A 22,948-nucleotide genomic window follows, 5' to 3' on the forward strand; every position below is an offset into this window, starting at 1 on the left:
CCCGACTGCACGGGCGGGGAGTCGGCCCTACGCTGTCGACGTGCCCGCCCTGCCGGTCCCCGGAGGTGTCGTCGACGTCGACGACGCCACCGTCGCGCCTGCCCCGCGCCCGGCGCCCTGGCTGGTCGACGTCGCGGCGGCGCTGGGGACGATGCTGGTGCTCACCGGCGCCGTCCTGGTCGGTCAGCACGCGGGGCTCCTCGGTGTCCTCGCGGCGGTCGGCTTCGGCCTCCTGGTGCTGCTGCGGCGGCCCGCCCCGGTCCTGATGGTGGTGCTGACCTCCGTCGGCGTCCTCGTGTGCGCCGCGGAGGGGCTCGGGGCGCTGGGGACGCCGCTGGCCGCGGTGACGGCGCTCTGCGCGGCCACCGCGCAGGGACACGAGCGCTGGGCAGCCGGGGCCGGCGCGGCGCTGGTCGTCACGACACCGGCCCTCGGACCGCCCGGGACGGGTCTCGCCTCCGACTCGCTCGTGGAGCTGGTCCTCGGCGCGGCGCTGGTGACGGCGGCCGTGTGCCTCGGCCTGCTGCTCCGGTGGCGACGTACCGCGCAGTCGGCTGCGCCGCCGGCGGTGGCGGGGGCCGGAACGCTCGGACCGGACGAACCCCCCACGCCGCCGGCACCCTCCACGGCGACCGCACCGAGCGCCCCGCACACACCGGACGCACCGGACGCGCCGGACGTGCCGGTCGACGACGCCCGGCACCGCCGCCAGCAGGAGCTGCTGCGGATCGCGCTGGACCTGCAGGAGGTCGTCGGCCACAACCTGTCGCTCGTGGCCCTGCACACCGACGTGGCGGCCGGCGCGATGGGCCGGGACGACGACGCGGCCGGCACGGCGCTGCGCCACGTGCGCGAGGCGACGTCGGCCACCGTGCACGAGCTGCGGGCGACGACCCTGCTGCTGCGGGGCGCGCTCGCCCCGGCGCGGGCAGGTCACGACGCGGACACCGCGGCGCGGGAGCACCTGCCCGCGGCCACCGGTCCGGCCGGCCTGGCCGCACTCGTGCAGCCGGTCCTCGCCGCCGGCGTCGACGTGTCCACGCGGGTCGACGTGCCCCGCGGCTCGATCGACGCGATGGTCGACGCCGCGGCCTTCCGGATCGTGCAGGAGGTGCTGCGGGACGTGCGGGACGCCACCGGGGGACGTCGTGTGCAGGTCCGCCTGGTGGTCGCCGCGGGCCGGCTGCGGATCGTCGTCGCCGACGACGGCCGGAGCCTCGCCTCCGGCTTCGGCGAGGACCCCGGACTCGCCGCCGTGCGCCACCGGGCGGCGCTGCTCGGGGGCACGCTCGACGTCGGGTCCGGGACCGACGGCGGCCTGGTCGTCACCGCGGAGCTGCCGGCACGCCTGGGCGAGTGACGGCACGGCCCGGAGCGGCACGGCCGTGCCTGTATCGTCGCCCCCATGGCCACCACCGCGTCGCACACCGAGGCGTCCGCCCGGGTGGCCCCCGCCCCGGGCGCCCCGCCCCTGACCCACCCGCCGCGCGTGCGCTGAGGTCCCGACCATGGCGCACGACCACTCCGGGCCCGGCACCCACCGCGGCCGTCTCGGCCTGGCCTTCGGCATCACGGCGGGCATCGTCGTGGCCCAGGTCGTCGGCGCGGTGGTCACGGGCAGCCTCGCCCTGCTGGTGGACACAGCCCACCTGCTCACCGACGCCGCGGGACTGGGGATGGCGCTCCTGGCCGCCCACGCCGCGACGCGCCCGGCCACCCCGCGGCGTACCTGGGGACTGCGGCGGGCCGAGGTGCTCGCCGCCCTCGCCCAGGCCACGTTGCTGCTCGGCGTCGGCGTGTTCGTGGTCGTCGAGGCGGTGCAGCGGCTGCAGGACCCGCCCGAGATCCCGGGGACGGAGCTCGTCGTCTTCGGCGTGATCGGCCTGGTCGGCAACCTCGCGGCCCTGGCCGTCCTCGTCGGCCGCCGCAGCGCGAACCTCAACCTGCGGGCCGCGTTCCTCGAGGTGCTCAACGACGCGCTGGGGTCGCTGGCCGTCGTCGTGGCGGCGGTCGTCATCGCGACGACCGGCTGGCAGCAGGCCGACTCGGTCGCGGCGCTGCTCATCGGCGCCCTGATCCTGCCGCGCGCCGTGCTGCTGCTGCGCGACACCACCGCCGTGCTGCTCGAGTCGACGCCGCCGGGTGTCGACCTGGACGAGGTCCGCAGCCACCTGCTCGGGGTCGAGCACGTGCACGAGATCCACGACGTGCACGCCTCGCTCATCGCCACCGGGCTGCCGCAGCTCTCGGCGCACGTCGTCGTCGAGGCGGAGTGCTTCCGGGACGGCCACGCCGGGGCGATCCTCGACGAGCTGCAGGACTGCGTCCGCGACCACTTCGGCATCGAGCACACGACGTTCCAGGTCGAACCCGAGACCCATCCCGAGCACGAGCACCCGACGCACGACTGAACGCGACAGCGCCCCGCGCCACCGAGGGCGGGCGGCGGGGGCCGAGCGGCCGGGGCCCCCGGGATACGGCCAGCCTTGCCTTGCTGGCGGGGCCCGGTCGGGAGTGCTTACCTGGTGGCATGAGCAGCGGACCCGAGGTGCGCACCCACGCCGACGAACCCCACCGGACGGGGCTCGCGCAGCGGCTCAACTGGCTGCGCGCGGGCGTCCTGGGGGCGAACGACGGCATCGTCTCGGTCGCGGCCGTCGTCGTCGGCGTCGCCGCGGCGACCAGCGAGCAGGCGGCGCTGCTGACCGCCGGCCTCGCCGCCCTCGTCGGCGGGGCCATCTCGATGGCGCTGGGCGAGTACGTCTCCGTGTCCTCCCAGTCGGACACCGAGAAGGCGCTCATCGCCAAGGAGAAGCACGAGCTCGCCACGATGCCCGAGGCGGAGCTGGAGGAGCTCGCCGGGATCTACCGTGACCGCGGCCTGTCCGAGGAGACCGCTCGGCAGGTCGCCGTCGAGCTCACCGAGCACGACGCCCTGCGCGCCCACCTGACCGTGGAGCTGCACATCGACGCCGACGACGTCGTCTCACCGTGGCACGCCGCCTTCGCCTCGTTCGTCGCGTTCGCCCTCGGCGGCCTGCTGCCCTTCGCGACGGTGCTCCTGGTGCCCGAACCCGCCAAGGTCGCCGCGACCTTCGTCGCCGTCCTCGTCGCGCTGGCCCTGACCGGTGGGGTCGCCGCCTGGATCGGCGGCGCCCGGATCGGGCGGGCCGTCCTGCGGGTGGTCGTCGGGGGCGCGCTCGCGCTCGGCGCCACGTTCGCCGTCGGGTCGCTGCTGGGCAGCGCCGGCGTGGTCTGACCGCAGCCACCGCGCGAGCAGCAGCACCCCGAGCGCCGAGCCGGCCCCGACCAGCGTCAGCACGACACGCACCCAGGCGGCCGTCTCCGGCCCCTCCGGGCTGGTGAGCACGACGCTGACGGTCAGCAGCGCGGCGAGCACCCACAGCGGGGCCGCGGCCGTCGCGACGACCGTCGCCACGAGGGCGAGCACGGTGACGACGGTCAGCACGGGCCCGGGCAGGTCGAGCGCCACCAGGCCGGCGGCGAGGACACCGCCGAGGACGGTCCCGCCGGCCCGGGCGACCGCGCGGGCCGCGATCTCGCCGGCGCGCGGCACGAGCACCACGTAGAAGGTGAGCAGCAGCCACCAGGAGTGGGTGTCCGGGTAGTAGGTGACGGCCCACCACGTGCCGGCCGCGGTCAGGACCACGAGCGCGCCCGCGTAGAACACGCTCTCGGCCCGGGTCACGCGCGGGCTCTCGCGTCGGGGCAGCCCACCGGTCAGCACCGCGACCAGCAGTGCCGTCCACAGGCCGGCCAGGAGCACGGTCAGCGCCGCGGGCCAGGCACCCGCCAGCGTGCGGGGGTCGACGTCGGTCGGGGCCGGCGGCGCGATCGTGAAGACCGCGACCGTCGTCGCCAGCACGGTGCCCCCCGCGGTCCGGCCGTACGCCGCGGCGAGCCCCACCGCCGCCGCGACGGCCGTCATGAACACCGTGGCGGTCCCCGCGTCCGCGCCCGCGAGGGGGGCGAGGAGGACGAGCGCACCGGTGGCGACCGCGACCAGGACGGGACGACGCGGGGAGGCGGCCGCCGCGGTCAGCGGGGGCAGCAGCCCGAGCAGCCAGGGCATCACCAGCACCGGGTCGCCGAGCCCGAGGACGACGCCGGGGGCCAGGGTCAGCAGGGCCGCGGCCACCAGGCGACGGCGCGCACCGCCCGGGGGCAGGGGCTCGGTGCCGTCGTCGACGCCGGCCGACCCGTCGGGCCGGTCGGCACGGGCGTCAGGCGCGGTCGTCGCGGCGCTCCTCGACGGCCTGCTTGAGGATGAAGGCCGGCAGCAGGAACGTGGCGAGCATCGTCACGAGCCAGACGATCACCGGGCCGATCACCCACCCCTGCCAGCCGGAGATCTCCAGCCCGTCGGAGACGAGCGAGGCCACCAGCAGCGCCGCGTAGGTGCTGATCAGCCCCACGGCGCCGACCAGCGTCGGGGCGTTGCGCCGCGCGAGCTGGGCGAAGAAGGGGGACATCACCGCCTGCACCACCGCGAAGATCACGACGGCGAGCACGAAGCCCAGCGGGTCGTCCCACACGACGTCGAACGTCTGCCAGTCGAAGGCCGCGAAGAGGACGTCCGTCAGGACCACACCGATCGCCGCCGCGAGGAGGAAGACGGCGGTGCGCGCGAGAAGTCGGACCATGACGGCAGAGTGGCACGGATCACCACAGGTCGCGCGAGATGCTCAGGATTCCCTCAACCCCCCTGGGCCGGGGCGGTGGCCGACCGCCAGCATGTGCACCACGTCGAGAGGTTCGGGGGTCACGTCAGATGCGGGTCCTGGTCACCGGTGGGGCCGGCTACCTGGGGTCCCACGTCGTGCTGTCGCTGCTCGAGGCGGGCCACGACGTGGACGTCGTGGAGAGCTTCGTCGGCGGCAGCCCGGCCGCGCTGGCCCGCGCCGAGGGCGTCGCCGGCCGGCAGGTCACGACGCACGCCGCCGACGTGGCCGACATCGACGCGATGGAGCGGATCTTCGCGACGGCGCGGTTCGACGCCGTCGTGCACCTCGCCGGGCAGCGGTCCGGCCGGCTCGGCGACCGCCGCGTGCTGGACACCTACGAGACGAACCTGTCGAGCCTGTTCACCCTGCTGCGCTGCATGACCTGGTACGAGGTGCACCGCCTCGTGCTGTCGTCCTCGGCCGCCGTCTACGGCCCGTCCGACGACGGCGACGCGCTGGACGAGGAGTCGCCGCTCGCGCCGGTCTCCCCCCTGGGCCGCAGCCTCGCCACGAACGAGCACCTGCTGCGGGACCTCGTCGGCCAGGACCCCACCCTGCGGGTCGCCGTGGTGCGCTGCTTCACCACCGCCGGAGCCCACCCCTCGGGCCGTCTCGGGGAGCACACCGCGCACGCGGCGCCCGGCCTGCTGACCCGCATCGGTCAGGTCGCGGCCGGGCGGCGGCCCGTCGTCGAGGTGCTCGGCGGCGACCACGCCACCGCGGACGGCACGCCCGTGCGCGACGTCGTGCACGTGGTCGACGCCGCGGCGGGCCACGTCGCCGCGCTGGAGGCGCTGGAAGCCGCGCCCGGAGGGTTCACGACCTGGAACCTCGGTTCCGGCCGCGCCACCAGCGTGCTGGAGGTGATCCGGACGTTCGAGCGGGTCACCGGGCGCGCGGTGCCGCACCGGGTCGTCCGGGCGGCCCCCTCGACGGCGGCCCGCCTCGTGGCCGACCCCCGGCGCGCCGCGCACGCCCTGGGCTGGCACGCCCGGCGCGGTCTGGAGGAGATCTGCGGCGACCACTGGCGCTGGCAGCTCGCGAACCCGGACGGCTACCCGCCCACCGTGACGCCGGAGACCCCCTGGCGGGGCGGGGTGGGGCACCGGCTGCGGACCGTCCCCCCGCTGCCGGACGCCGGCGGTGGGGCGGCCGTCGGGGTCGGTCAGTCCTTGACGTCGCGGTAGTACCGCAACGCCCCGGCGTGCAGGGCGGCCGGCTCGGTGTAGATGACCCGGGTCCGGTCCAGCATCGCCGCGGAGGCGACCTGCTCGGCCAGCTCCGAGCGGGCCGCGAACAGCGTCGCGACCAGCGCGTAGGCGGCCTCCTCGGGCAGCGACGCCGGGACCACCAGGACGTTGGGCACGGCCAGCGTCTCGACGTCGGCGTCCAGGCCGTAGATGCCTTCCGGCACCGTGCCGTGGCGGTAGCCCTGACCGAACTGCTCGCGCAGCTCGTCCACGACACCGTCCAGGGGGACCAGACGGACGGGCGTCTCCTCGGCGAGCTCGACCAGACCGGGCGTGCGCAACCCGCCGGACCAGAAGAAGGCGTCGATCCGCCCGGTGCCCAGCGCGTCCAACGACTCGGTGATCCCCAGCTCGAGGACGCGCAGGGCGGACTCCGGGAGCTCCCCGGCGGCCAGCACCCGCCGGGCGATGAGCGACGTCCCCGACCGGGGAGCCCCGACGGAGACCCGCAGGCCGCGCAGGTCGGCCAGCTCGCGCACCGGCGAGTCCGCGGGGACCACGAGGTGCGCGAAGTCGTCGTAGACCCGGCCCAGGGCCCGCAGGTCGACGGGTTCGTCGAACGACCCCGTCCCGTGCACGGCGTCGGCGACGGCGTCGGCCGCGCTGAACGCCACCTGCGCCTCGCCGGCGGCGAGCAGCTCCAGGTTCTCCACCGAGCCGCCGGTGGTCAGCACCTCGGTCTCGACGCCGTGCCGGTCCTCCAGCACCTCGGCCAGCGCGCGGCCGTACCCGTGGTAGATGCCCGTCGTGCCGCCCGTGGCGATGGTGATGCGGTCCGGCAGGCGGCCCTGCCCGGGGGTGTCCTCCGTGGCGAAGCACCCGGCCAGGACCACGAGGACCAGCACCGCGGCCGTCAGCGACCTCCCCACCCGTCGGGTCACGGCTGCTCCTCGTCCCAGGGGCGGACCTGCAGGTGGGCCCGCAGCCCGCCGTCGTCCGGGAGCTCGAGACGGAGCCCCCCGCCGGCCGAGGCCAGCAGCTCGGAGGCGATCGCCAGCCCGAGCCCGGAGCCCCGGACGTTGCTGTGGCCGGGGCTGCGCCAGAACCGCTCGGTCAGCCGTTCGAGCTGGTCGGGGGCGACGCCGGGGCCGTGGTCGCGGACGACGATCTCGCACCGGCCCTCGACGTCCGCGACCGTGATCTCGAGCGGTTCGGAGGCCGGGGAGAACTTCAGCGCGTTGTCCACGATGGTGTCGAGCGCGGTGCCCAGGGCCGTCGGGTCGATGGCGGCCCACACCGGACGGTCCGGCGTGGCCAGCCGGACCTCCCGTCCGTCCTCGAGCAGCCGCCACCCCTCGATCCGTCGGGTCGCGAGCTCGACCAGGTCCACGGGCTGGGCCGTCCCGCTGCTCCCGTCCTCGGCGAGCAGCAGCAGGGCGTCGAGGATCCGGGCCATCCGCACCGCCTCGGCACGCACGTGCTCGACGTCCTCGACCTGCTCGGACGGCACGGTCAGCGCGAGCCCCTCGATGCGCAGCATCAGGGCGTTGAGCGGGTTGCGCAGCTCGTGGGACGCGTTGGCCACGAACTCCTGCTGACGCCGCATGAGGTGCTCGACCCGTTCGGCCATCTCGTTGAACCGCGTGACGACCTCACGCAGCTCGGGCGGACCCGTCGACGGCGGGATGCGTTCGTCGAGCCGCCCCGACCCCATGCGTTCCATGGCGGCGTCCACGACCCGCACGGGCCGCAGCACCCAGCCGGCGGTGCGGTCGGCGACGAGCACGGCCAGCAGCGCCACGGCGACGCCGCCCGCGGTGAGCAGGCCCCAGCTCAGCCAGATGCTGCGCTCCAGCGCGCGCGTGTCCGACACCGACACCAGCGCCCCGACGACGTCCTCGCCGTCGAAGACGGGTTCGGCGACGACGATCTCGTCCACGTCCCACGGCCAGAAGCTCGCCGCCATCTCCGACCGCCGCCCGGCCACGGCCGTGTGCCGCTCCGGGTAGTGCTCGACGTCGAGCCCGGCGGAGGCGAGCGTCACCCCGGCCTGGTCGACGACGGCGGACCGCACGCCGTACACCTCGCGGTACCGCTCCAGGTCGACGGCGACGATGGCCGGGTCGTCGGCCAGGATCGCCTGCCGGGCGGTGAGGGAGAGGTAGGAGGCGTCCCGCAGCCGGTCGAGGAAGATGTCCTGCTGCTGCGCGCGGGTGACGCTCGCGGCGTACAGCAGGCCGACCAGGAGCAGCACCAGGGCGATCGGCACGTAGACCAGCGCCGTCAGCCGCGCCCTCACGCCGGTCCGGCGACGCGGTAGCCGACCCCGCGCACCGTCTCCACGACGGCGGGGGCCCCGAGCTTGCGGCGCAGCGAGGCGACGTGCACCTCCAGGGTGCGACCCAGCCCCTTCCAGCTCGACCCCCAGACCTCGCGCAGGATGCGCTCGCGGGCCAGGGCCGTGCCCCGGTGCCGGACGAGCAGGGCCAGCAGGTCGTACTCCTTGCGGGTCAGCGAGACCAGGGAGTCGTCGGTGCGGCGCACCTCCCGGGCGGCGAGGTCGATCTGCATCCCGGCGACGGCGACCCGCGCGGCCTCCTGCCGGCCGTCCCACTCGCGGGCGCGGCCCCGGCGGAGCACCGCGTCGATGCGCGCCAGCACCTCGCGGACGTCGTACGGCTTGGTGACGTAGTCGTCGGCGCCCAGCTCGAGACCGCGGACCCGGGCGTCGAGCTGCGTCCGGGCGGTGACCATGATGATGGGCGTGTCCGCCACCTTGCGGATGCGGCGGCAGACCTCGAAGCCGTCCATGTCCGGCAGGGCGAGGTCGAGGAGCACCAGGTCGGTACGCGGGTTCAGCTCGGCGAGCGCCGTCGCGCCGTCGGCGGCGCGGATCACCTCGTACCCGTGCTTGCCGAGGACGGAGACCAGCGCTCCGGCGACGTGCTCGTTGTCCTCCACCACCAGCAGCTGCACGGACCTGACCGTAGCCGAGCGTGGGCCGACGCCGCCAGCGCGTCAGCGGGTGACGTCGCTGGTCAGCCCACGCGGTCGACGAACGCCACCGAGGCCGCGGCGATCTGCTCCCGGGCGTCGTCGTGGCTGATCGTCGGCGTCCCGTCGCCGGGCTGGGGACCGTAGTCGCCGAAGAACGCGTGCACGGCGCCGTCGACGACGGTGAACCCGGCGCCGGGCGGGAGGTCCGCGCGCGACGCCTCGATCGCCTCCGGGGTGGACAGCCCGTCCTGCGAGGCGGAGACGGACTCGACCGCCGCGGTCAGCGACGTGCTCACGTCGCCCGCCGGGTAGGAGGCGTACAGCAGCAGCCCCGCGGCGGGCGCGACCTCGTCCTCGTCGGCGGCGTCGGCCTGCGTGGAGGCGACGACACCGCCCAGGGAGTGCCCGCCGAGCACCCACCGCTCGGCCTCGGGGTGCGCGTCCCGGGCGTCGTCGAAGGCCCCGGTGGCGAGGAACCCGATCCCCAGCGGCTGCTGGGCGATCACGACGGTGTGCCCGGCCTCGGCCAGGGGGCGCAGCACGGCGGCGTAGGCACGGGCCTCGACCTTGGCGCCCGGCTGGAAGAACACGGCGGTGCCGCTGGGCTCGCCGGTCGGCGCGAGCTCGATCCGGGTCGGGGTCTGCGTCACCGTGACGACGTCGTCGGACTCCGTCGCGTCCAGGGCTGGCTCGACGGCGACGAACGGGCGCAGCCAGGCGACGGCCGCGAGCCAGGCGACCGCGGCGACCGTCGCCAGGACGCGCAGCACACTCCGCGCACGGGTGCGCGGGGGCGTCGGACGGCGGGAACGCCACAGCACGACGGCGCTGCCCACCGCCGTCAGGCCGAGCAGCACGGCGTACGCGGGGTGCCCGTGCACGACGGCGCCCCACGCGGTGGCGCACGCCCAGGCCACGACGCCGAGGCCCGCGACGGCGAGGACGCGGACGAGCCAGACCTGCCAGGGCGTCGCCCGTCCGGCGCCGGGGGCGGCGTCGGCGGAGCGGCCGGTCGCCGCGGGCTCCTCGCTCACTCGACGACCGTGATGCCGAGGTTGGCCGCGAGCAGCGGCGCGAGGTGGGCGAGCTGCACGCTCGTGATCGTGGTGCCGCGCAGCGCGTCGGTGCCGACCAGCTCGCTCAGGTCCGCCCCCCGCAGGTCGACGTGCTGCAGCGTCGAGGCCTGCACGTCGAGCCGGCGGACGGCGGTGCCCTCGAACGCGACCCGGGTGGCGCGGACCTGGACGAGGTCCAGCTCGTCGATCTGGCAGTCGGTGAACACGACGTCCTGCAGGGTGGCGCCGCGCAGGTTCACGTACCCGAGCTTGCAGCCGACGAACCGCACGGACTGCCACGTCGACTCGTACAGCTCGGCCGACCCGATCCGGGCGTCGCGCAGCTCGACGTCGCGCCACCGGCCCCGGATGCCCTGCACGACGGGGACGTCCACCTGCTCCATGACGACCTCGGTGAGGGTGAGGTTGCGCAGGTCGGCCTCGCGGGCCTGCAGCCCGCGCAGCCGCGAGGAGTGCACCTGCGCCCCGCGGAGATCGAGACGGTCGGCCTCGACGGCCGTGTGCTCACGCCCCTCGAGATCGGCGCCGGCGACGAGCTCGCCCGCCTCGCCGGGGTCGAGGTCGGTCAGCGCGACCGGGTCGACGACGGGCGGGGCGGGCGGCGTCTGCTGCGGGGAGGGCACGGGCTCAGTGTAGGGAAGGCCCGGCCCCGGCGGTCAGGCCTGTCCGTACCGGGTGAGCAGCTCCTCGAACCGCTCGGGGGTGAGCCCGTCGGAGAAGCCCATCGTGGTGACCTTGATGCCCGGGATCGCGGACAGCATGGCCGCCATGGCGGGGTCGGCCTCGGTGTCGAACATCTGCGCGGCGTCCCCCATGGCGTCGACCAGGGCGGCCCACGCCTCGGGGTGGCGGCGCCACTCGTCGATGGTGGAGTACCGGTGCAGCGGGGCCACCGGCTCCGGGGCGACGACGTCGACCGTGGCGGTCAGCGGCAGGTCCCGGGAGGAGGCGCCGACGGCGACCTCGAGGGCACCCGGCTCGACGACCCAGGCGTGCGTGGCCGTGTCCCAGTGGGACAGGTCCCGCCGGGTCAGGGTCAGCTCGACGCGGCGGGAGTCGCCGGGCTGCAGCGTCACCGCCTCGAAACCGCGCAGCTCGCGCGGGGCGCGGGTCACGGCGGAGCCGGGCCGGCCCACGTAGAGCTGCGGCACCGCGACCCCCTCGCGGGACCCCGTGTTGGTCACGGTGAACCCCACGCGGACGACGACGTCGCCCGGCGCCGTGTCCGCCGTGACGTCGTCGGACTCGACCGTCAGGTCGGTGTGCTCGAACGTGGTGTAGGTCAGGCCGTGCCCGAAGGGGTAGGAGACGTCGGCCCCGGTGGCGTCCAGGCCGCGGTAGCCGATGAACAGACCCTCGCCGTACCGGACGCTGCCGTTCTCGCCGGGGAAGTTGAGCTGGGCGGGCACGTCGGCGAGCGCCACCGGGATCGACTCGGCGAGACGGCCGGAGGGCGCGGCCTCGCCGAGCAGCAGCGCGACGGCGGCGGAGCCGGCGGCCTGGCCGCCGAGCCACGTCTCCAGGATCGCGTCGACGGAGTCCTCCCAGCCGGAGACGGTCACGGCCGACCCGTTGGAGAGCACGACGACGGTGCGCCGGGCGACGGCGGACACCTCGCGAAGGAGGGCGAGGTGGCTCGCGGGGAGCTCCATGTGCTCGCGGTCGTACCCCTCGGACTCGTCGACCGCCGGCAGGCCGGCGAACACGACCGCGGTGCGTCCGGCGGCGGCGGTGACGGCCTCGGCGCGCAGCTCGGCGTCGCCGCGGTCCTGGCCCGGCCGTCCGGCCGCCTCGGCCAGGACGTAGCCAGGGTGGAACGGGACGTCGAGACCACGCTCGGCCAGCGCGTCCAGGGCGCTGACCAGGCGGGTGGGGTTCACCTGCGAGGAGCCGGCGCCCTGGTAGCGGGGGGTGCGGGCCATCTCGCCGACGACGACGAGGTCGTCGGCGGCCGCCGGGTCGAGGGGCAGGACGTCGCCGTCGTTCTTCAGCAGCACGGCGGTGCGGGTGGCGACCTCGTGGGCCAGGGCGTGGTGGGTGGCGGCGTCGAACGTGCCCGGGTCGGCCGCGGCCTCCAGGGCACGGGCGACCACCGTCAGGACGCGGGTGGCGGCCTGGTCCACGAGCGCCTCGTCGAGCTCGCCGGCGCGGACGGCGGCGACGATGCGGGCGTCGTTGATCCCGGCGGAGGACGGCATCTCGAGGTCGAGGCCGGCGGCGACGGCCTCGACGCGGTCGTCCACGGCGCCCCAGTCGGAGACGACGAGACCCTCGAACCCCCACTCGTCCCGCAGCACCTCGGTGAGCAGCCAGGGGTCCTGGGAGGCGTACACGCCGTTGACCTTGTTGTAGGCGCACATCACCGTCCACGGCTGGGCGCGGGTGACGACCGTCTCGAACGCCGGCAGGTAGATCTCGCGCAGGGTGCGCTCGTCGACCTCGGCGCTGACGCGCATGCGGTCGGTCTCCTGGTTGTTGGCGGCGAAGTGCTTGAGGGAGGTGCCCACGCCCTGGGACTGGATGCCGTCCACGAGGTCGGCGGCGAGCTCGCCGGCGAGGTGCGGGTCCTCGCTGAAGTACTCGAAGTTGCGGCCGCACAGGGGGCTGCGCTTCATGTTGACGCCCGGGCCGAGCAGCACGCCGACGTCGTGCGCGCGGGTCTCGACACCGAGCGCCTCGCCCACCCGGCGGACCACGTCGCGGTCCCAGGTGGAGGCGAGCCCGGCGGCGGTGGGGAAGCACGTCGCCGGGACGGAGTCGTGCAGCCCGACGTGGTCGGCGGCGCCGGCCTGCTTGCGCAGCCCGTGCGGCCCGTCGGTGACCATGACGGCCGGGATCCCGAGCCGGTCGACGGCCTGGGTGTTCCAGAAGTCCTGCCCGGAGCACAGGGAGGCCTTCTCCTCGAGCGTCAGCTCGGCCACGAGCCGGGGGACGTGGGCGACGGCGAGCGGTGTCGTCGCGATGGTGTCGACAGCCATGGTGATCCCTTCGATCTGGTCCTGCCGGGACCGTAGCACGAATTGCTACCATGCGGTCGGTAACGTCTCGCAGGGCGACCTGCCGCCGCCCCCGTCCCGCCGATCGGAGATCCTGGAGCCATGACCCTCCCCCCGGTTCCGCACCTGGACGACGTGCGCCTGGTCGTCACGGACATGGACGGCACCCTGCTCGACGCCGACGGTCACGTGCCCGACGGCCTGTGGCCGCTGCTGGCCCGGCTGCACGAGGCCGGCGTCCTCCTCGTCCCGGCGTCCGGGCGGCAGCACGCGACCATCACCGCCGCCTTCCCGGCCGACCGCACCCCCGGGCACGCCGACCTCGTGGTCATCGCCGAGAACGGCACCTACGTGACCCGGGGCGGCACCACGGTCGCCACCGACGCCGTCGAACCGGCGTCGGTGGCCGCGATCGTGCACGCCGTCCGCGGCCTGCGCGCCACGCGCGACGGCGGTGCCGTCGTCGCCGGCCTCCGGTCCGCCTACGTCGAGCGCTCCGACGCGGAGTTCCTCGACCGGGTCGGGCCCTACTACACCGATCTCAGCGTCGTGGACGACCTGCTGGCCGTCGACGACCAGGTGCTCAAGGTGGCGGTGTACGACCACCTCGACTCCGCCACGGGGCCCTACCCCGCGCTCGAGCACCTGCGCGACGACCTGCAGGTCGTGGTGTCCAGCCCGCACTGGGTCGACGTCATGAACCACGGGGTGAACAAGGGCGTCGCGCTGCGCCGCCTGCAGTCCGCCCTCGGCATCGGCGCGGCGCAGACGATGGTGTTCGGGGACTACCTCAACGACCTCGAGATGATGAGTGCCGCCACCTGGTCCTACGCCATGGCCGGCGCTCATCCCGAGGTGCTCGCGCACGCCGCGCACACCGCCCCGAGCAACGCCGACCACGGGGTGGTCCAGGTGCTCCGGGCGATGCTCGACGCCGCCTGAGCGCCTAGGGTCGGGGAATGACCGACCGAGCGCTGCGGATCGTCAAGCACCACCACGCCTGCGTCGAGCTCGTCGCCGACGGCAGCCGGATCCTCGTCGACCCGGGCAGCCTCGGCCCGGCGCCGGGCCTCGACGGTGTCGACGCGGTGCTCGTCACCCACGAGCACCCCGACCACGCCGACACCGGGGTGCTGTCCGCCGCCCTGGACCGGGGCATCCCCGTGCACGGACCCGCCTCCGTCCGTGACACGCTCGGCGACGCGCTCGACGACCCGGGCGCGCCGGGATGGCGCACCCTCTCCCCCGGTGACCGGCTCGACGTGGCCGGCCTCGACGTCGTCGTCGGCGGGGGCCCGCACGCGGAGATGCACCCCGACGTGCCCGGCCCCGAGAACCTCAGCTACCTGGTGGCCGGGACGGTGCTCGTCAGCGGTGACCGGCACACGCCGTGGGACGGACAGGTGCCGGTGCTGGTCACCCCCGTCGACGCCCCCTGGCTGCGCGCCGTCGACCTGGTCCGGTACGTCCGCCAGGTCGCGCCGCGCACCGTGGTCGGCGTGCACGACGGGCTGCTCAACGACACCGGCCTGTCGATCGCCGACCGGGTGCTGGCCTCGCTCGAGCGCGAGGGGGTCACCCGCGCCGTGCGGCCCGCCGTCGGCGAGGAGCTCACCGTCCCCTGACCGCAGCACGACGGGCGCGGCCCCCGGTCCGTCCCGCCCGCTCGGGGAGGGACGGACCGGGGGCCGCGCCCGTCAGGTGTGCGTCGGACGGTCAGGCCGTCCGGACTCAGCCGTTGAACGGGGCCGGGACCCACGACGGCGGGCCCGGGAGACCCGCCGGCTTGCCCGGCGCGGTGACCTCGCCGACGACGACCTCCGTGCCGGTCGACATGCCGACCAGCGTGAGGGTGCCCTCGGTCTTCTTCGGCAGCTTCAGGCTGACCGACGCGGTGCCGGTGACGTCGTAGACGCTGTCGGTGACGGTGTTGTCGACCGGGAACGACCCGACCTTCTCGCCGTCCACCATGACGACCAGCTCGTCGTCCTTGGTGTCCGCCGCGGTGGACATCGACCACGAGGAGACGTCGAACGCGGTCTGCTTGCCGGCCTTGAGGTCGGCGTTCTCGGTGAACGACACGCCCACGGCCCGCTGGCTCGGGTCGGCCTCGAGCGGGGTGTCCCCGGCGAACTCGGCCATGTAGTCGACGAACGCCGACAGGTCGATCTTGCCGGTGTCGCTGGCGTCGGCGCCCTCGGCGAAGACGCGGAAGTTGTCACCGCCGGCGGCGAGGAAGGAGTTCACCGTCACCGAGTAGGCGGCGGCCGGGTCGATCGCCTCGCCGTGCAGCCACATGCCGGTGATCCGGTCACCCTCGGGACGCGAGTCGTCGTAGGTGTACTCGAAACCGTCGGAGGCGCCGAGACGCAGGAACGGGCGCGAGGGCACGTCGCCCTCGTCGTCGCGCTGCCACTGCTGCTCCAGGGCGGTCTTGATCTGCTCGCCCGTGAGGTCCATGTTCACCAGGGTGTTGGCGAACGGCTGGACGACGGCGGCCTCCTTGTAGGTGATCGTCCGCGGGAAGTCCGCGGCCGGGTCACCGGTGAGGTCGGCCCGCAGGCCGCCCGGGTTCATGAAGGCGATCTCGGCGCTGCCGGACTCCTCCGAGGAGGTGGCCCAGCGCTGCACCTCGGCCACGAGGTTGCCGAGGGTGGACTCGCCACCACGGTTCTCGACGAGGACGTCCTCACCGGTGTCGGCGTCGACCGTCCAGCGCTTGGCGCGGTTGAGCACGTCGGCGACCTCGCCCAGCGGCTCGGCACCCAGCTCGTCGGCGACCTCGACGGCCTCGTCGACGATCGCCTGGACCTCGGGGTCGGCCGGGTAGTTGCCGAACAGGGGCAGCACGTCGGTCTGCAGCCCGGTGACGTCGCCGGAGTCCGGGTCGACGGAGAACTCGAGCTGGTTGAGGTTCACGCCGTACTGACCGGCGGAGACCACGGGGCGCTCGGTGACAGCGCGGTCGGACCACTCGGCGACCGGGACGCGGCAGTCGTAGGCCAGGTGGGTGTGCCCGGAGACGATCGCGTCGGTGTCGCCGTCGAGACCGGTGACGATCTCGCCGAAGGCACCGTCGGTGATGTCCGCGCAGTCGGTGGAGGTCGCCCCCTCGTGCACGAGCAGGACCACCAGGTCGGCACCCTCGGCCCGCAGCGCGTCCGCCTCGGCGTTCGCGGCGTCGACGATGTCGGTGACCTCGATCTCCTCGATCCCCGCGGGGCTCACGAGGAACGGCAGGTCCTCGGTGACGGCGCCGACGAAGCCGATCTCGACCCCGCCGCGCTCGGTCAGCCAGGAGGCCGGGACCGCGTCGTCACCCGTGGCGCGCATCTTGAGGTTCGCGGCGACGTACTCCCACTCGGCCCCGCCGAACGGGTTCGTCACCGGGTCGTGGTCCGCCATCACGCGGTCGACCAGGTCGGAGTACCCGCCGTCCAGCTCGTGGTTACCCACGGCGGAGACGTCGAGGCCGGCCTCGTTCATGGCCTGGATGGTCGGCCGGTCGTGCTGGATGAACGACTCGAAGGTCGACGCCCCGATGAGGTCACCCGCGGCCGCGAAGACCGTGTTCGGGTTCTCCGTGCGCAGCTGGTCGACCGCGCCGGCCAGCACGGCCGCCCCGGCGTCACCGCTGTAGGAGTTCGGAAGGATGCGACCGTGGAAGTCGTTGGTGGCGAGGATCTGGACGTCGACCGGGTCGGCGGCCTGCGCGGGCAGTGCGCCGACGGTGGCGACACCCGTGGCTGCCAACCCGAAGGCGGCGAACCCGGCCACTCGCTTGCGAGCAGTGAGCATGGGTGTGATCTCCCTGGAAGGTGTGGGTGACGTCACCCTAGCCACGGAGTCCGACATGTGAACACCCGGGGAGTAACGATCAGGCAAACACCTGATCGACGGGCGTCAGCCGCGCGACGCGTCCCCGGCCACCGGTTCGGGCTCGGGCTCGGAGCTGGTGGTCGCCGCCGGCGCGTGCAGGTGCCCGGTGCGGCGCAGCCACCGCTCGGCGAGCACCGTCGTCAGCGGCGGCACGGCGGCCGCGAGCGCCACGAGGGTGCGCCGGACGCCCCACCGGTACCGCACGGCGACGACCAGGGCGACGAGACCGTACGCGACGAATGCCCCGCCGTGCAGGCGGCCGAACAGCCAGACGCCGAGGTCCGTGACACCCGCGACGTGCTCGAGGTACATGCCCACGAGCAGCCCGGCCCAGGTGAACGCCTCGACCCATGCGACGACGGCGAAGAGGCGGCCGAGGCCGGTCAGCGGCTGCGCGGTGGTGCGGTCGGCGGGCATGCGGGGTCCTTCCGGGAAGCGGTGGGGTCGCCGGGAGAACGCCCCGCCCGCAGGCCTGGTTCCGTGGCGTCGGGCACACCGGAGGACCTGCAAGGATCAGCACATGGGTGCGCGTGCGGGGCGACGCAGGCGATGGCTGCGGTGGACGACCGGGGTCCTCGCCGGCCTGGTGCTGGCCGCCGGCGTGCTGGCCGTGCTGGTCTGGAACGGGATCGTCTGGCCGAACCGGTTCCTCGTCGGCGACTACGAGGTCCGCGGGGTGGACGTCTCCGCCTACCAGGGGGAGATCGACTGGCCGGTCCTCGCCGCCCAGGACCTCGACTTCGCGTTCATGAAGGCGACGGAGGGTTCCCGGCACGTCGATGAGCGGTTCGCCGCCAACTGGGCCGGCGCCCGCAACACGGACCTGGTGGTCGGCGCCTACCACTTCATGAGCTTCGAGAGCGCGGGCGAGAGCCAGGCGGCGCACGTCGTCGCCCAGGTGCCGGCCGAGCCGGGCACCCTGCCGCCCGTCGTGGACGTCGAGTACTACGGCGCCTTCGCCGCCGACCCGCCGAGCGGGGACGAGCTGCGCGGGATCCTCGACCCGCTGCTGGCCGACCTGGAGGCCCACTACGGCGCCCCGCCGATCATCTACACCACCCAGGAGATCCGCAGCTCCTACCTGGGCGAGGACTACGACCGCTACCCGTTGTGGATCCGGTCGGTCGCGCTCACCCCGGACCTGCCGCGCCACGACTGGGAGTTCTGGCAGTACTCCGACCGGGACCACCTGGACGGGTACGACGGCGAGGAGGAGCACATCGACATGAACGTGTTCGACGGCTCGCTGGCCGAGCTGCGGGCGCTCACCCTCGACTGACGCCGTGACCCGCGAGGTCGTACCTTCCGTCTCCCGGTCGTACCCGCCGGGTACGACGACGTGACGGGAGGTACGACCTCGCGACCTGGGGGCGGTGGGGCCGTCCGGGTCAGGCCGGGCGGTCGGGCTGCAGCAGCGCGGTGACCTCCTCCGGGGTCGTCACCGGCCGGTCGCAGACGAACCCGCGGCACACGTAGGCCGCCGGCCCACCGTCCACGAGTGGGCGGTCCGCCAGCAGCGGCACCCCGGACATGTCCGGCATCCCGGGGACGACGACGGCGCCCGCGGTGTGCGCACGCCGTGCGGCGTGCAGCAGCCCGGCCGCCCGGCCCGAGTCACCGTCGTCGTCCACGTGACGTGCGCCGACACCGACGCGCGAGGCGTCGAGCAGCACCCCGCCGTCCCCGCCGGCCCGCGCCCCGACGACGGCGACCTGCCGCGGCCCGTCCGCGAGCGCCTCGGCGGCGGCGAGCACCCCGCCGGCGAACCGCGGCGCCCGCCGGGCGAGGGTGCCGGAGGCCCGCACGGTGGACTCGGCGAGCTCGCGGTAGCGGGTCGAGCCGGTCAGCGCGGCAGCGGTGCACAGCGCCTCGGCCATGGCCGACTGCCCCGACGGCTCGGCACCGTCGCTGGGGTCGCGGGGCCGCACGACCAGGCGCTCGGCGTCCGAGCCGACGTCGTAGAACCCGCCGTCCTCGCCCGCGCCGAACAGCTCGATCGCGCTGTCCAGCAGGTGCACCGCCGACTCCAGCCACTGCGCCTCGCCGGTGGCCTGGTGCAGGCACAGCAGCCCGCGCACCAGGTCGCCGTGGTCGGCGGCCACGGCGAGCGCGTCCCCGACGACCCCGCCGCGGGAGGCCCGGTAGAGCCGTCCCTCGACGACGTGCTCGCTGAGCAGGTACGTCGCGCACTTGCGGGCGGCGGCGACCCAGAGCGGCTGGTCCATCATGGCGCCGGCGTCGGCGAGGGTGGCGATCGCGATGCCGTTCCAGGCGGTGACGACCTTGTCGTCCCGGTGCGGCTGCGGGCGCTCCAGGCGGGCGACGCGCAGCCGGGCCCGGACGTCGGCCCACCAGTCGGGGTCGGGGTCGCCCGGCATCTGCAGCGTGGAGGCGCCGTGCTCGAAGGTCCCGTGCTCGGTGACGCCGAGGACCTGCGCGGCGCGGTCGCCGTCGTCGTCCCCGAGCACCTCGCGCAGCTGGGCGGGCGTCCAGACGTAGGTGAGGCCCTCGACGCCGTGCCCGTCGACGACGGTGTCGGCGTCCAGGGAGGAGGCGAAGCCCCGGGACGCCGTGGACAGGTCCCGCAGGATGAACGAGGCGGTCTCGTGGGCGACGCGCTCGGCGAGCTCGGACCCGGTGGCGCGCCACCACCGGGCGTACACGCCGAGGAGCTGGGCGTTGTCGGCCAGCATCTTCTCGAAGTGCGGCACGACCCAGGCCGCGTCGACGGCGTAGCGGGCGAACCCGCCGCCGAGCTGGTCGTAGATGCCGCCGCGGGCCATCGCCTCGGCCGTGCGCTCGACCATGGCCAGCGCCGCGGGGTTCCCGGTGCGGGCGTGGTGGCGCAGCAGGTGGTCGAGCGTCATCGACGGCGGGAACTTCGGGGCGCCGCCGAACCCGCCGTGCGTGGTGTCCGCCTCGGCGCTCAAGGTCTCGACGGCGGCGGCGAGCTCGGCGTCGTCCAGCGGTGCGGCGGGCATCCCCGACGTGGTCCGCGCGATGGCCTCGGTGACGGCGCCGGCACGTTCGGCGACGGCGTCGCGGGCGTCGGCCCAGGCGTCCCGCACGGCACCGAGCACCTCGAGGAACGGGTCGCGCGGGAAGTAGGTGCCGCAGTGGAACGCCTCGCCGTCGGGGGTGAGGAACGCCGTCATCGGCCAGCCGCCCTGGCCGGTCATGGCGGTGGTGGCCGCCATGTAGACGGCGTCGACGTCGGGGCGCTCCTCGCGGTCGACCTTGATCGGCACGAAACCCGCGTTGATCACCGCGGCGACCTCGTCGTCCTCGAACGACTCGTGCGCCATGACGTGGCACCAGTGGCAGGCGGCGTAGCCGACGGAGAGCAGGACGGGCACGTCACGACGGCGGGCCTCGGCGAAGGCGGCCTCGCCCCACGGCCACCAGTCGACCGGGTTGTCGGCGTGCTGCCTCAGGTAGGGGGACGTGGCGGAGCGGAGACGTTCGGCCATGCCCCCACGCTACGCGTCGCGCTGCCCGGCGCGTCGAGATCCAGGGATCCACTGCGACCTCTCCGATTGCCGGAACGCCGCGCCGGGCACACGCTTGCCTGGCGATACAGATCATCGACCGCCCGGCCCGGCACCGAGGAGAGACCCATGGCGAGCGACCAGACGAGCCGACCGCACGAGGACCACCCCGCCAAGCCGGACTCCCCCACCGACCTCACGAAGCGGTCGTGGACGTACGTCGCCACGAAGAGCGGCCGGGAGTTCGTCCAGGACCAGTCCCCTGACCTCGCCGCCGCGCTGACGTACTACGCGGTGCTCTCGATCTTCCCCGCGCTCATCGCGCTCGTGTCGATCCTGGGCCTCGTCGGTCAGGCGGAGTCCACCACGGACCGGCTCCTCGGCATCATGGAGTCCTTCGTCCCGGCGGACGCCATCGAGCAGCTCCGGCCGTTCGTGGAGAGCCTCACCTCGAACCAGGGCGCCGGTCTCGGACTCGTCCTCGGTCTCGCCGTCGCGCTGTGGACGGCGTCGAACTACGTGAACGCCTTCTCCCGGGCGACCAACCGGATCTACGGGGTGGAGGAGGGCCGGCCGTTCTGGAAGCTGCGCCCGCTGATGTACCTGCTGACCCTGGTCCTTCTCGTGCTCGTCGCCGTCGTCGCTCTCCTCCTGGTCGTCAGCGGCCCGGTCGCCGAGGGCATCGGCGAGGTCGTCGGCCTCGGCTCGACCGCCCTGACGGTGTGGAGCATCGCGAAGTGGCCCGTGCTGCTCCTCGCGTTCGTCGTCATCGTCGCGCTGCTGTACCACTTCACGCCCAACGTCCGGCAGCCGAAGTTCCGCTGGATCAGCGTGGGTGCCTTCATCGCGATCGTCATCGCGATCCTCGCGTCGGTCGGCTTCGGGCTCTACCTGTCCTGGGCAGGGGGTGGCGAGAGCTACCAGGCCACGTACGGCGCGCTGGCCGGCGTCATCATCTTCCTGCTGCTGCTGTGGATCATGAACCTGGCGCTGCTCTTCGGCGCCGAGGTCGACGCCGAGCTCGAGCGGAGCCGTCAGCTCCAGGCGGGCATCCCGGCCGAGAAGGAGATCCGGCTGCCGCTGCGCGACGACGCCGCCATCACGAAGAAGGCGGCGAAGGAGGAGAAGAGCCTCGCCCGCGCCCGCGCCATCCGGGAGTCGTCGGGTCGGACGTCCGACCCGGACGACGCGCCCGGCCCGGACCCCGCGTCCGGCCGCGGGCACGACGACCACCACGACGACGACCGCACCGCGTCACGCAGCGACCGCCGCTGAGGGCGTCGCGGCGCCTGCCGTGCCCCACGCCACGCGTCGCGCCACCCGGTGCATCGAACGAGATCCGCGGAGCGGCTGCGACCGCGGCGGGGGCGGCGCAGAATGGATCGCGCCGAGCCTCTGCCACGCCAGGCAGCGAGCCGGCCTCCCCGAAAGGCGGACGTGATGCGACGGAGCATCCCGACTCATCGGCACCCCCGGGTTCGTGCGCTGCTGGCCGCCGTGGGCGTGGCCCTGCTCGCGGCCGTCCCCCTGGCACCCGCGCAGGCCGCACCAGGCGGGCAGGGCGGCGGGGACGACCTGGTGGTCATGACCCAGAACCTCTACGTGGGGACCAGCCTGGACCCCGCCCTCGACGCGACGACGCCTGAGCAGCTCCTCCAGGCCGTGGCACAGATGTACGCCACGGTGGAGTACACGAACTTCCCGGCGCGCGCCCAGGCCATCGCCGACGAGATCGCGGCGAAGGACCCGGACCTGATCGGCCTCCAGGAGGTCGCCCGCTGGACCACCACCGGGGTCGGTGCCGGGCCTGGGTACGACTTCCTGGCGATCCTCCAGACGGCGCTCGAGGAGCGCGGTCTGGACTACTCCGTCGCCGCGGTGTCGGACAACGCCTCGATCGGGCCGGTCCCCCTCGCGCTCCCCGGCTGCCTGTCGCCCGCGCCCCCGTTCCTCACCTGCACGGTGCAGCTGGACGACCGTGACGTGATCCTCGTCAACGAGGAGACGCCCGGTCTGCGCTGGGACAACCCCCGCAGCGGCCAGTACGTCGCGCAGGCCGAGCTCGAGTCCCAGGCCGGTCCGCTCACCTTCGACCGGGGCTGGGCCAGCATCGACGGGACCCTGCACAAGAAGCCGTTCCGGTTCGTCACGACCCACCTCGAGATCGCGGCCTTCCCCGACGTCCAGGAGGCGCAGGCGGCCGAGCTCCTGGCCGGCCCGGCGCGCGGGGGGACGGTCATCGCGGCGGGTGACTTCAACTCCGCCGCGGACGGGTCGACCACGACGACCTACGAGCAGCTCACGGCACCGGGACAGCTCCGCGACGCCTGGGACGAGGACGCGCTGGGCGCGGGCTTCACCTGCTGCCAGCGCTCGAACACGCCGCCACTGGCCCCCGGGGCGCTCAACAACCCGGTCTCGACGCTCGACCAGCGGATCGACCTCGTCCTGGGGCGCGGGGCCGCGCGGTCGGACGGGAGCCAGGCCGAGCTCGTCGGGGACTTCCCGTTCCAGGGGGCGCCGCCCTTCTGGCCCTCGGACCACGCAGGAGTCGTGGCGGAGTTCCGGCTCTAGCGA

Annotated in this window: 19 protein-coding genes and 1 pseudogene; 9 read left to right on the plus strand and 11 right to left on the minus strand. The window is 74.5% G+C overall.

Annotation, left to right across the window (positions count from 1 at the left end):
- Nucleotides 1–40 precede the first annotated feature (40 nt).
- From Q6350_RS03365 to Q6350_RS03375, 3 genes are all read left to right on the plus strand, one after another.
- Nucleotides 41–1,360: a sensor histidine kinase gene (locus tag Q6350_RS03365; RefSeq protein WP_305065178.1), complete on the plus strand. Its 1,320-nt coding sequence runs from the start codon at nt 41–43 to the stop codon at nt 1,358–1,360.
- Nucleotides 1,361–1,508: 148 nt separating this feature from the next.
- On the plus strand, nt 1,509–2,411 hold the full coding sequence (locus tag Q6350_RS03370; protein ID WP_305065180.1) for a cation diffusion facilitator family transporter: 903 nt from the start codon (nt 1,509–1,511) through the stop codon (nt 2,409–2,411).
- Between the two features lie 119 nt (nt 2,412–2,530).
- Entirely contained in the window at nt 2,531–3,259 is a 729-nt protein-coding gene (locus tag Q6350_RS03375; protein ID WP_304602850.1) for a VIT family protein, read from the plus strand.
- A gap of 42 nt (nt 3,260–3,301) precedes the next feature.
- Here the strand turns inward: Q6350_RS03375 and Q6350_RS03380 are convergent.
- A pseudogene (locus tag Q6350_RS03380) lies at nt 3,302–4,093 on the minus strand (FUSC family protein); the annotation flags it as partial.
- Between the two features lie 151 nt (nt 4,094–4,244).
- Nucleotides 4,245–4,664 carry a phage holin family protein gene (locus Q6350_RS03385; protein ID WP_304602851.1) on the minus strand — a complete coding sequence of 140 codons (420 nt, stop codon included), beginning with the start codon at nt 4,662–4,664 and terminating at the stop codon, nt 4,245–4,247.
- 128 nt (nt 4,665–4,792) lie between these two features.
- On the opposite strand from Q6350_RS03385, the gene galE reads away from it, so the two are divergent.
- Nucleotides 4,793–5,932, plus strand: a complete 1,140-nt coding sequence (gene galE, locus Q6350_RS03390; RefSeq protein ID WP_305065183.1) for a UDP-glucose 4-epimerase GalE — start codon at nt 4,793–4,795, stop codon at nt 5,930–5,932.
- On the opposite strand, the gene Q6350_RS03395 is transcribed toward galE, so the two are convergent.
- The 6 genes from Q6350_RS03395 to Q6350_RS03420 all read right to left on the minus strand — a co-directional run bounded on the left by Q6350_RS03395 (nt 5,911) and on the right by Q6350_RS03420 (nt 12,986).
- Complete coding sequence (locus Q6350_RS03395; protein WP_305065184.1) at nt 5,911–6,876, minus strand: TAXI family TRAP transporter solute-binding subunit; 966 nt, start codon at nt 6,874–6,876, stop codon at nt 5,911–5,913. The two genes, galE and Q6350_RS03395, sit on opposite strands and share 22 nt — an antisense overlap.
- Nucleotides 6,873–8,234, minus strand: a complete 1,362-nt coding sequence (locus Q6350_RS03400; protein WP_305065186.1) for a HAMP domain-containing sensor histidine kinase — start codon at nt 8,232–8,234, stop codon at nt 6,873–6,875. Before Q6350_RS03400 ends, Q6350_RS03395 begins: the two co-directional genes overlap by 4 nt.
- Nucleotides 8,231–8,911 carry a response regulator transcription factor gene (locus Q6350_RS03405; protein WP_171246123.1) on the minus strand — a complete coding sequence of 227 codons (681 nt, stop codon included), beginning with the start codon at nt 8,909–8,911 and terminating at the stop codon, nt 8,231–8,233. The genes Q6350_RS03400 and Q6350_RS03405 overlap by 4 nt, the downstream gene beginning before the upstream one ends.
- A 62-nt stretch (nt 8,912–8,973) precedes the next feature.
- The gene (locus Q6350_RS03410; RefSeq protein ID WP_305065189.1) at nt 8,974–9,966 is read right to left on the minus strand and encodes an alpha/beta hydrolase; all 993 of its coding nucleotides are present in this window, start codon (nt 9,964–9,966) and stop codon (nt 8,974–8,976) included.
- Complete coding sequence (locus Q6350_RS03415; RefSeq protein WP_305065191.1) at nt 9,963–10,631, minus strand: pentapeptide repeat-containing protein; 669 nt, start codon at nt 10,629–10,631, stop codon at nt 9,963–9,965. Before Q6350_RS03415 ends, Q6350_RS03410 begins: the two co-directional genes overlap by 4 nt.
- A gap of 33 nt (nt 10,632–10,664) precedes the next feature.
- Nucleotides 10,665–12,986: a glycoside hydrolase family 3 N-terminal domain-containing protein gene (locus tag Q6350_RS03420; RefSeq protein WP_305065193.1), complete on the minus strand. Its 2,322-nt coding sequence runs from the start codon at nt 12,984–12,986 to the stop codon at nt 10,665–10,667.
- A gap of 120 nt (nt 12,987–13,106) precedes the next feature.
- Between Q6350_RS03420 and Q6350_RS03425 the strand changes: the two genes are divergently transcribed.
- Together Q6350_RS03425 and Q6350_RS03430 are read left to right on the plus strand one after the other, a co-directional pair.
- The gene (locus tag Q6350_RS03425) at nt 13,107–13,946 is read left to right on the plus strand and encodes an HAD family hydrolase (RefSeq protein ID WP_305065195.1); all 840 of its coding nucleotides are present in this window, start codon (nt 13,107–13,109) and stop codon (nt 13,944–13,946) included.
- 17 nt (nt 13,947–13,963) lie between these two features.
- The gene (locus Q6350_RS03430; protein ID WP_304602859.1) at nt 13,964–14,629 is read left to right on the plus strand and encodes an MBL fold metallo-hydrolase; all 666 of its coding nucleotides are present in this window, start codon (nt 13,964–13,966) and stop codon (nt 14,627–14,629) included.
- A gap of 106 nt (nt 14,630–14,735) precedes the next feature.
- Here Q6350_RS03430 and Q6350_RS03435 read toward each other — a convergent pair whose 3' ends face one another.
- The gene (locus Q6350_RS03435; protein ID WP_305065198.1) at nt 14,736–16,802 is read right to left on the minus strand and encodes a bifunctional UDP-sugar hydrolase/5'-nucleotidase; all 2,067 of its coding nucleotides are present in this window, start codon (nt 16,800–16,802) and stop codon (nt 14,736–14,738) included.
- A gap of 105 nt (nt 16,803–16,907) precedes the next feature.
- Entirely contained in the window at nt 16,908–17,300 is a 393-nt protein-coding gene (locus Q6350_RS03440) for a DUF3817 domain-containing protein (protein ID WP_304602861.1), read from the minus strand.
- A 103-nt stretch (nt 17,301–17,403) separates the two neighbouring features.
- Here Q6350_RS03440 and Q6350_RS03445 point away from each other — a divergent pair, with 103 nt between their 5' ends.
- Nucleotides 17,404–18,162 (plus strand): GH25 family lysozyme, encoded by a 759-nt coding sequence (locus Q6350_RS03445; RefSeq protein WP_305065200.1) that lies wholly within the window; start codon nt 17,404–17,406, stop codon nt 18,160–18,162.
- Nucleotides 18,163–18,271: 109 nt separating this feature from the next.
- On the opposite strand, the gene Q6350_RS03450 is transcribed toward Q6350_RS03445, so the two are convergent.
- A complete protein-coding gene (locus Q6350_RS03450) occupies nt 18,272–20,353 on the minus strand; it encodes a thioredoxin domain-containing protein (protein WP_305065202.1) in 2,082 nt (693 codons plus the stop codon).
- A 147-nt stretch (nt 20,354–20,500) separates the two neighbouring features.
- Between Q6350_RS03450 and Q6350_RS03455 the strand changes: the two genes are divergently transcribed.
- Both Q6350_RS03455 and Q6350_RS03460 read left to right on the plus strand, forming a co-directional pair.
- Nucleotides 20,501–21,646 (plus strand): YihY/virulence factor BrkB family protein, encoded by a 1,146-nt coding sequence (locus tag Q6350_RS03455; protein ID WP_305065204.1) that lies wholly within the window; start codon nt 20,501–20,503, stop codon nt 21,644–21,646.
- A 165-nt stretch (nt 21,647–21,811) separates the two neighbouring features.
- Entirely contained in the window at nt 21,812–22,945 is a 1,134-nt protein-coding gene (locus Q6350_RS03460; protein WP_305065206.1) for an endonuclease/exonuclease/phosphatase family protein, read from the plus strand.
- Nucleotides 22,946–22,948 lie beyond the last annotated feature (3 nt).

Source organism: Isoptericola sp. b515 (assembly GCF_030588125.1).
In the GTDB taxonomy this organism is placed as follows: domain Bacteria; phylum Actinomycetota; class Actinomycetes; order Actinomycetales; family Cellulomonadaceae; genus Isoptericola; species Isoptericola sediminis.

What these genes read in the sequence shown, in the direction of transcription:
- Q6350_RS03370 (WP_305065180.1), top strand. Translation starts at nt 1,509, where the DNA reads ATGGCGCACGACCACTCCGGGCCCGGCACCCACCGCGGCCGTCTCGGC.
- Q6350_RS03375 (WP_304602850.1), top strand. Translation starts at nt 2,531, where the DNA reads ATGAGCAGCGGACCCGAGGTGCGCACCCACGCCGACGAACCCCACCGG.
- Q6350_RS03385 (WP_304602851.1), bottom strand. Translation starts at nt 4,664, where the DNA reads ATGGTCCGACTTCTCGCGCGCACCGCCGTCTTCCTCCTCGCGGCGGCG.
- galE (WP_305065183.1), top strand. Translation starts at nt 4,793, where the DNA reads ATGCGGGTCCTGGTCACCGGTGGGGCCGGCTACCTGGGGTCCCACGTC.
- Q6350_RS03420 (WP_305065193.1), bottom strand. Translation starts at nt 12,986, where the DNA reads ATGGCTGTCGACACCATCGCGACGACACCGCTCGCCGTCGCCCACGTC.
- Q6350_RS03425 (WP_305065195.1), top strand. Translation starts at nt 13,107, where the DNA reads ATGACCCTCCCCCCGGTTCCGCACCTGGACGACGTGCGCCTGGTCGTC.
- Q6350_RS03430 (WP_304602859.1), top strand. Translation starts at nt 13,964, where the DNA reads ATGACCGACCGAGCGCTGCGGATCGTCAAGCACCACCACGCCTGCGTC.
- Q6350_RS03435 (WP_305065198.1), bottom strand. Translation starts at nt 16,802, where the DNA reads ATGCTCACTGCTCGCAAGCGAGTGGCCGGGTTCGCCGCCTTCGGGTTG.
- Q6350_RS03440 (WP_304602861.1), bottom strand. Translation starts at nt 17,300, where the DNA reads ATGCCCGCCGACCGCACCACCGCGCAGCCGCTGACCGGCCTCGGCCGC.
- Q6350_RS03445 (WP_305065200.1), top strand. Translation starts at nt 17,404, where the DNA reads ATGGGTGCGCGTGCGGGGCGACGCAGGCGATGGCTGCGGTGGACGACC.
- Q6350_RS03450 (WP_305065202.1), bottom strand. Translation starts at nt 20,353, where the DNA reads ATGGCCGAACGTCTCCGCTCCGCCACGTCCCCCTACCTGAGGCAGCAC.
- Q6350_RS03455 (WP_305065204.1), top strand. Translation starts at nt 20,501, where the DNA reads ATGGCGAGCGACCAGACGAGCCGACCGCACGAGGACCACCCCGCCAAG.
- Q6350_RS03460 (WP_305065206.1), top strand. Translation starts at nt 21,812, where the DNA reads ATGCGACGGAGCATCCCGACTCATCGGCACCCCCGGGTTCGTGCGCTG.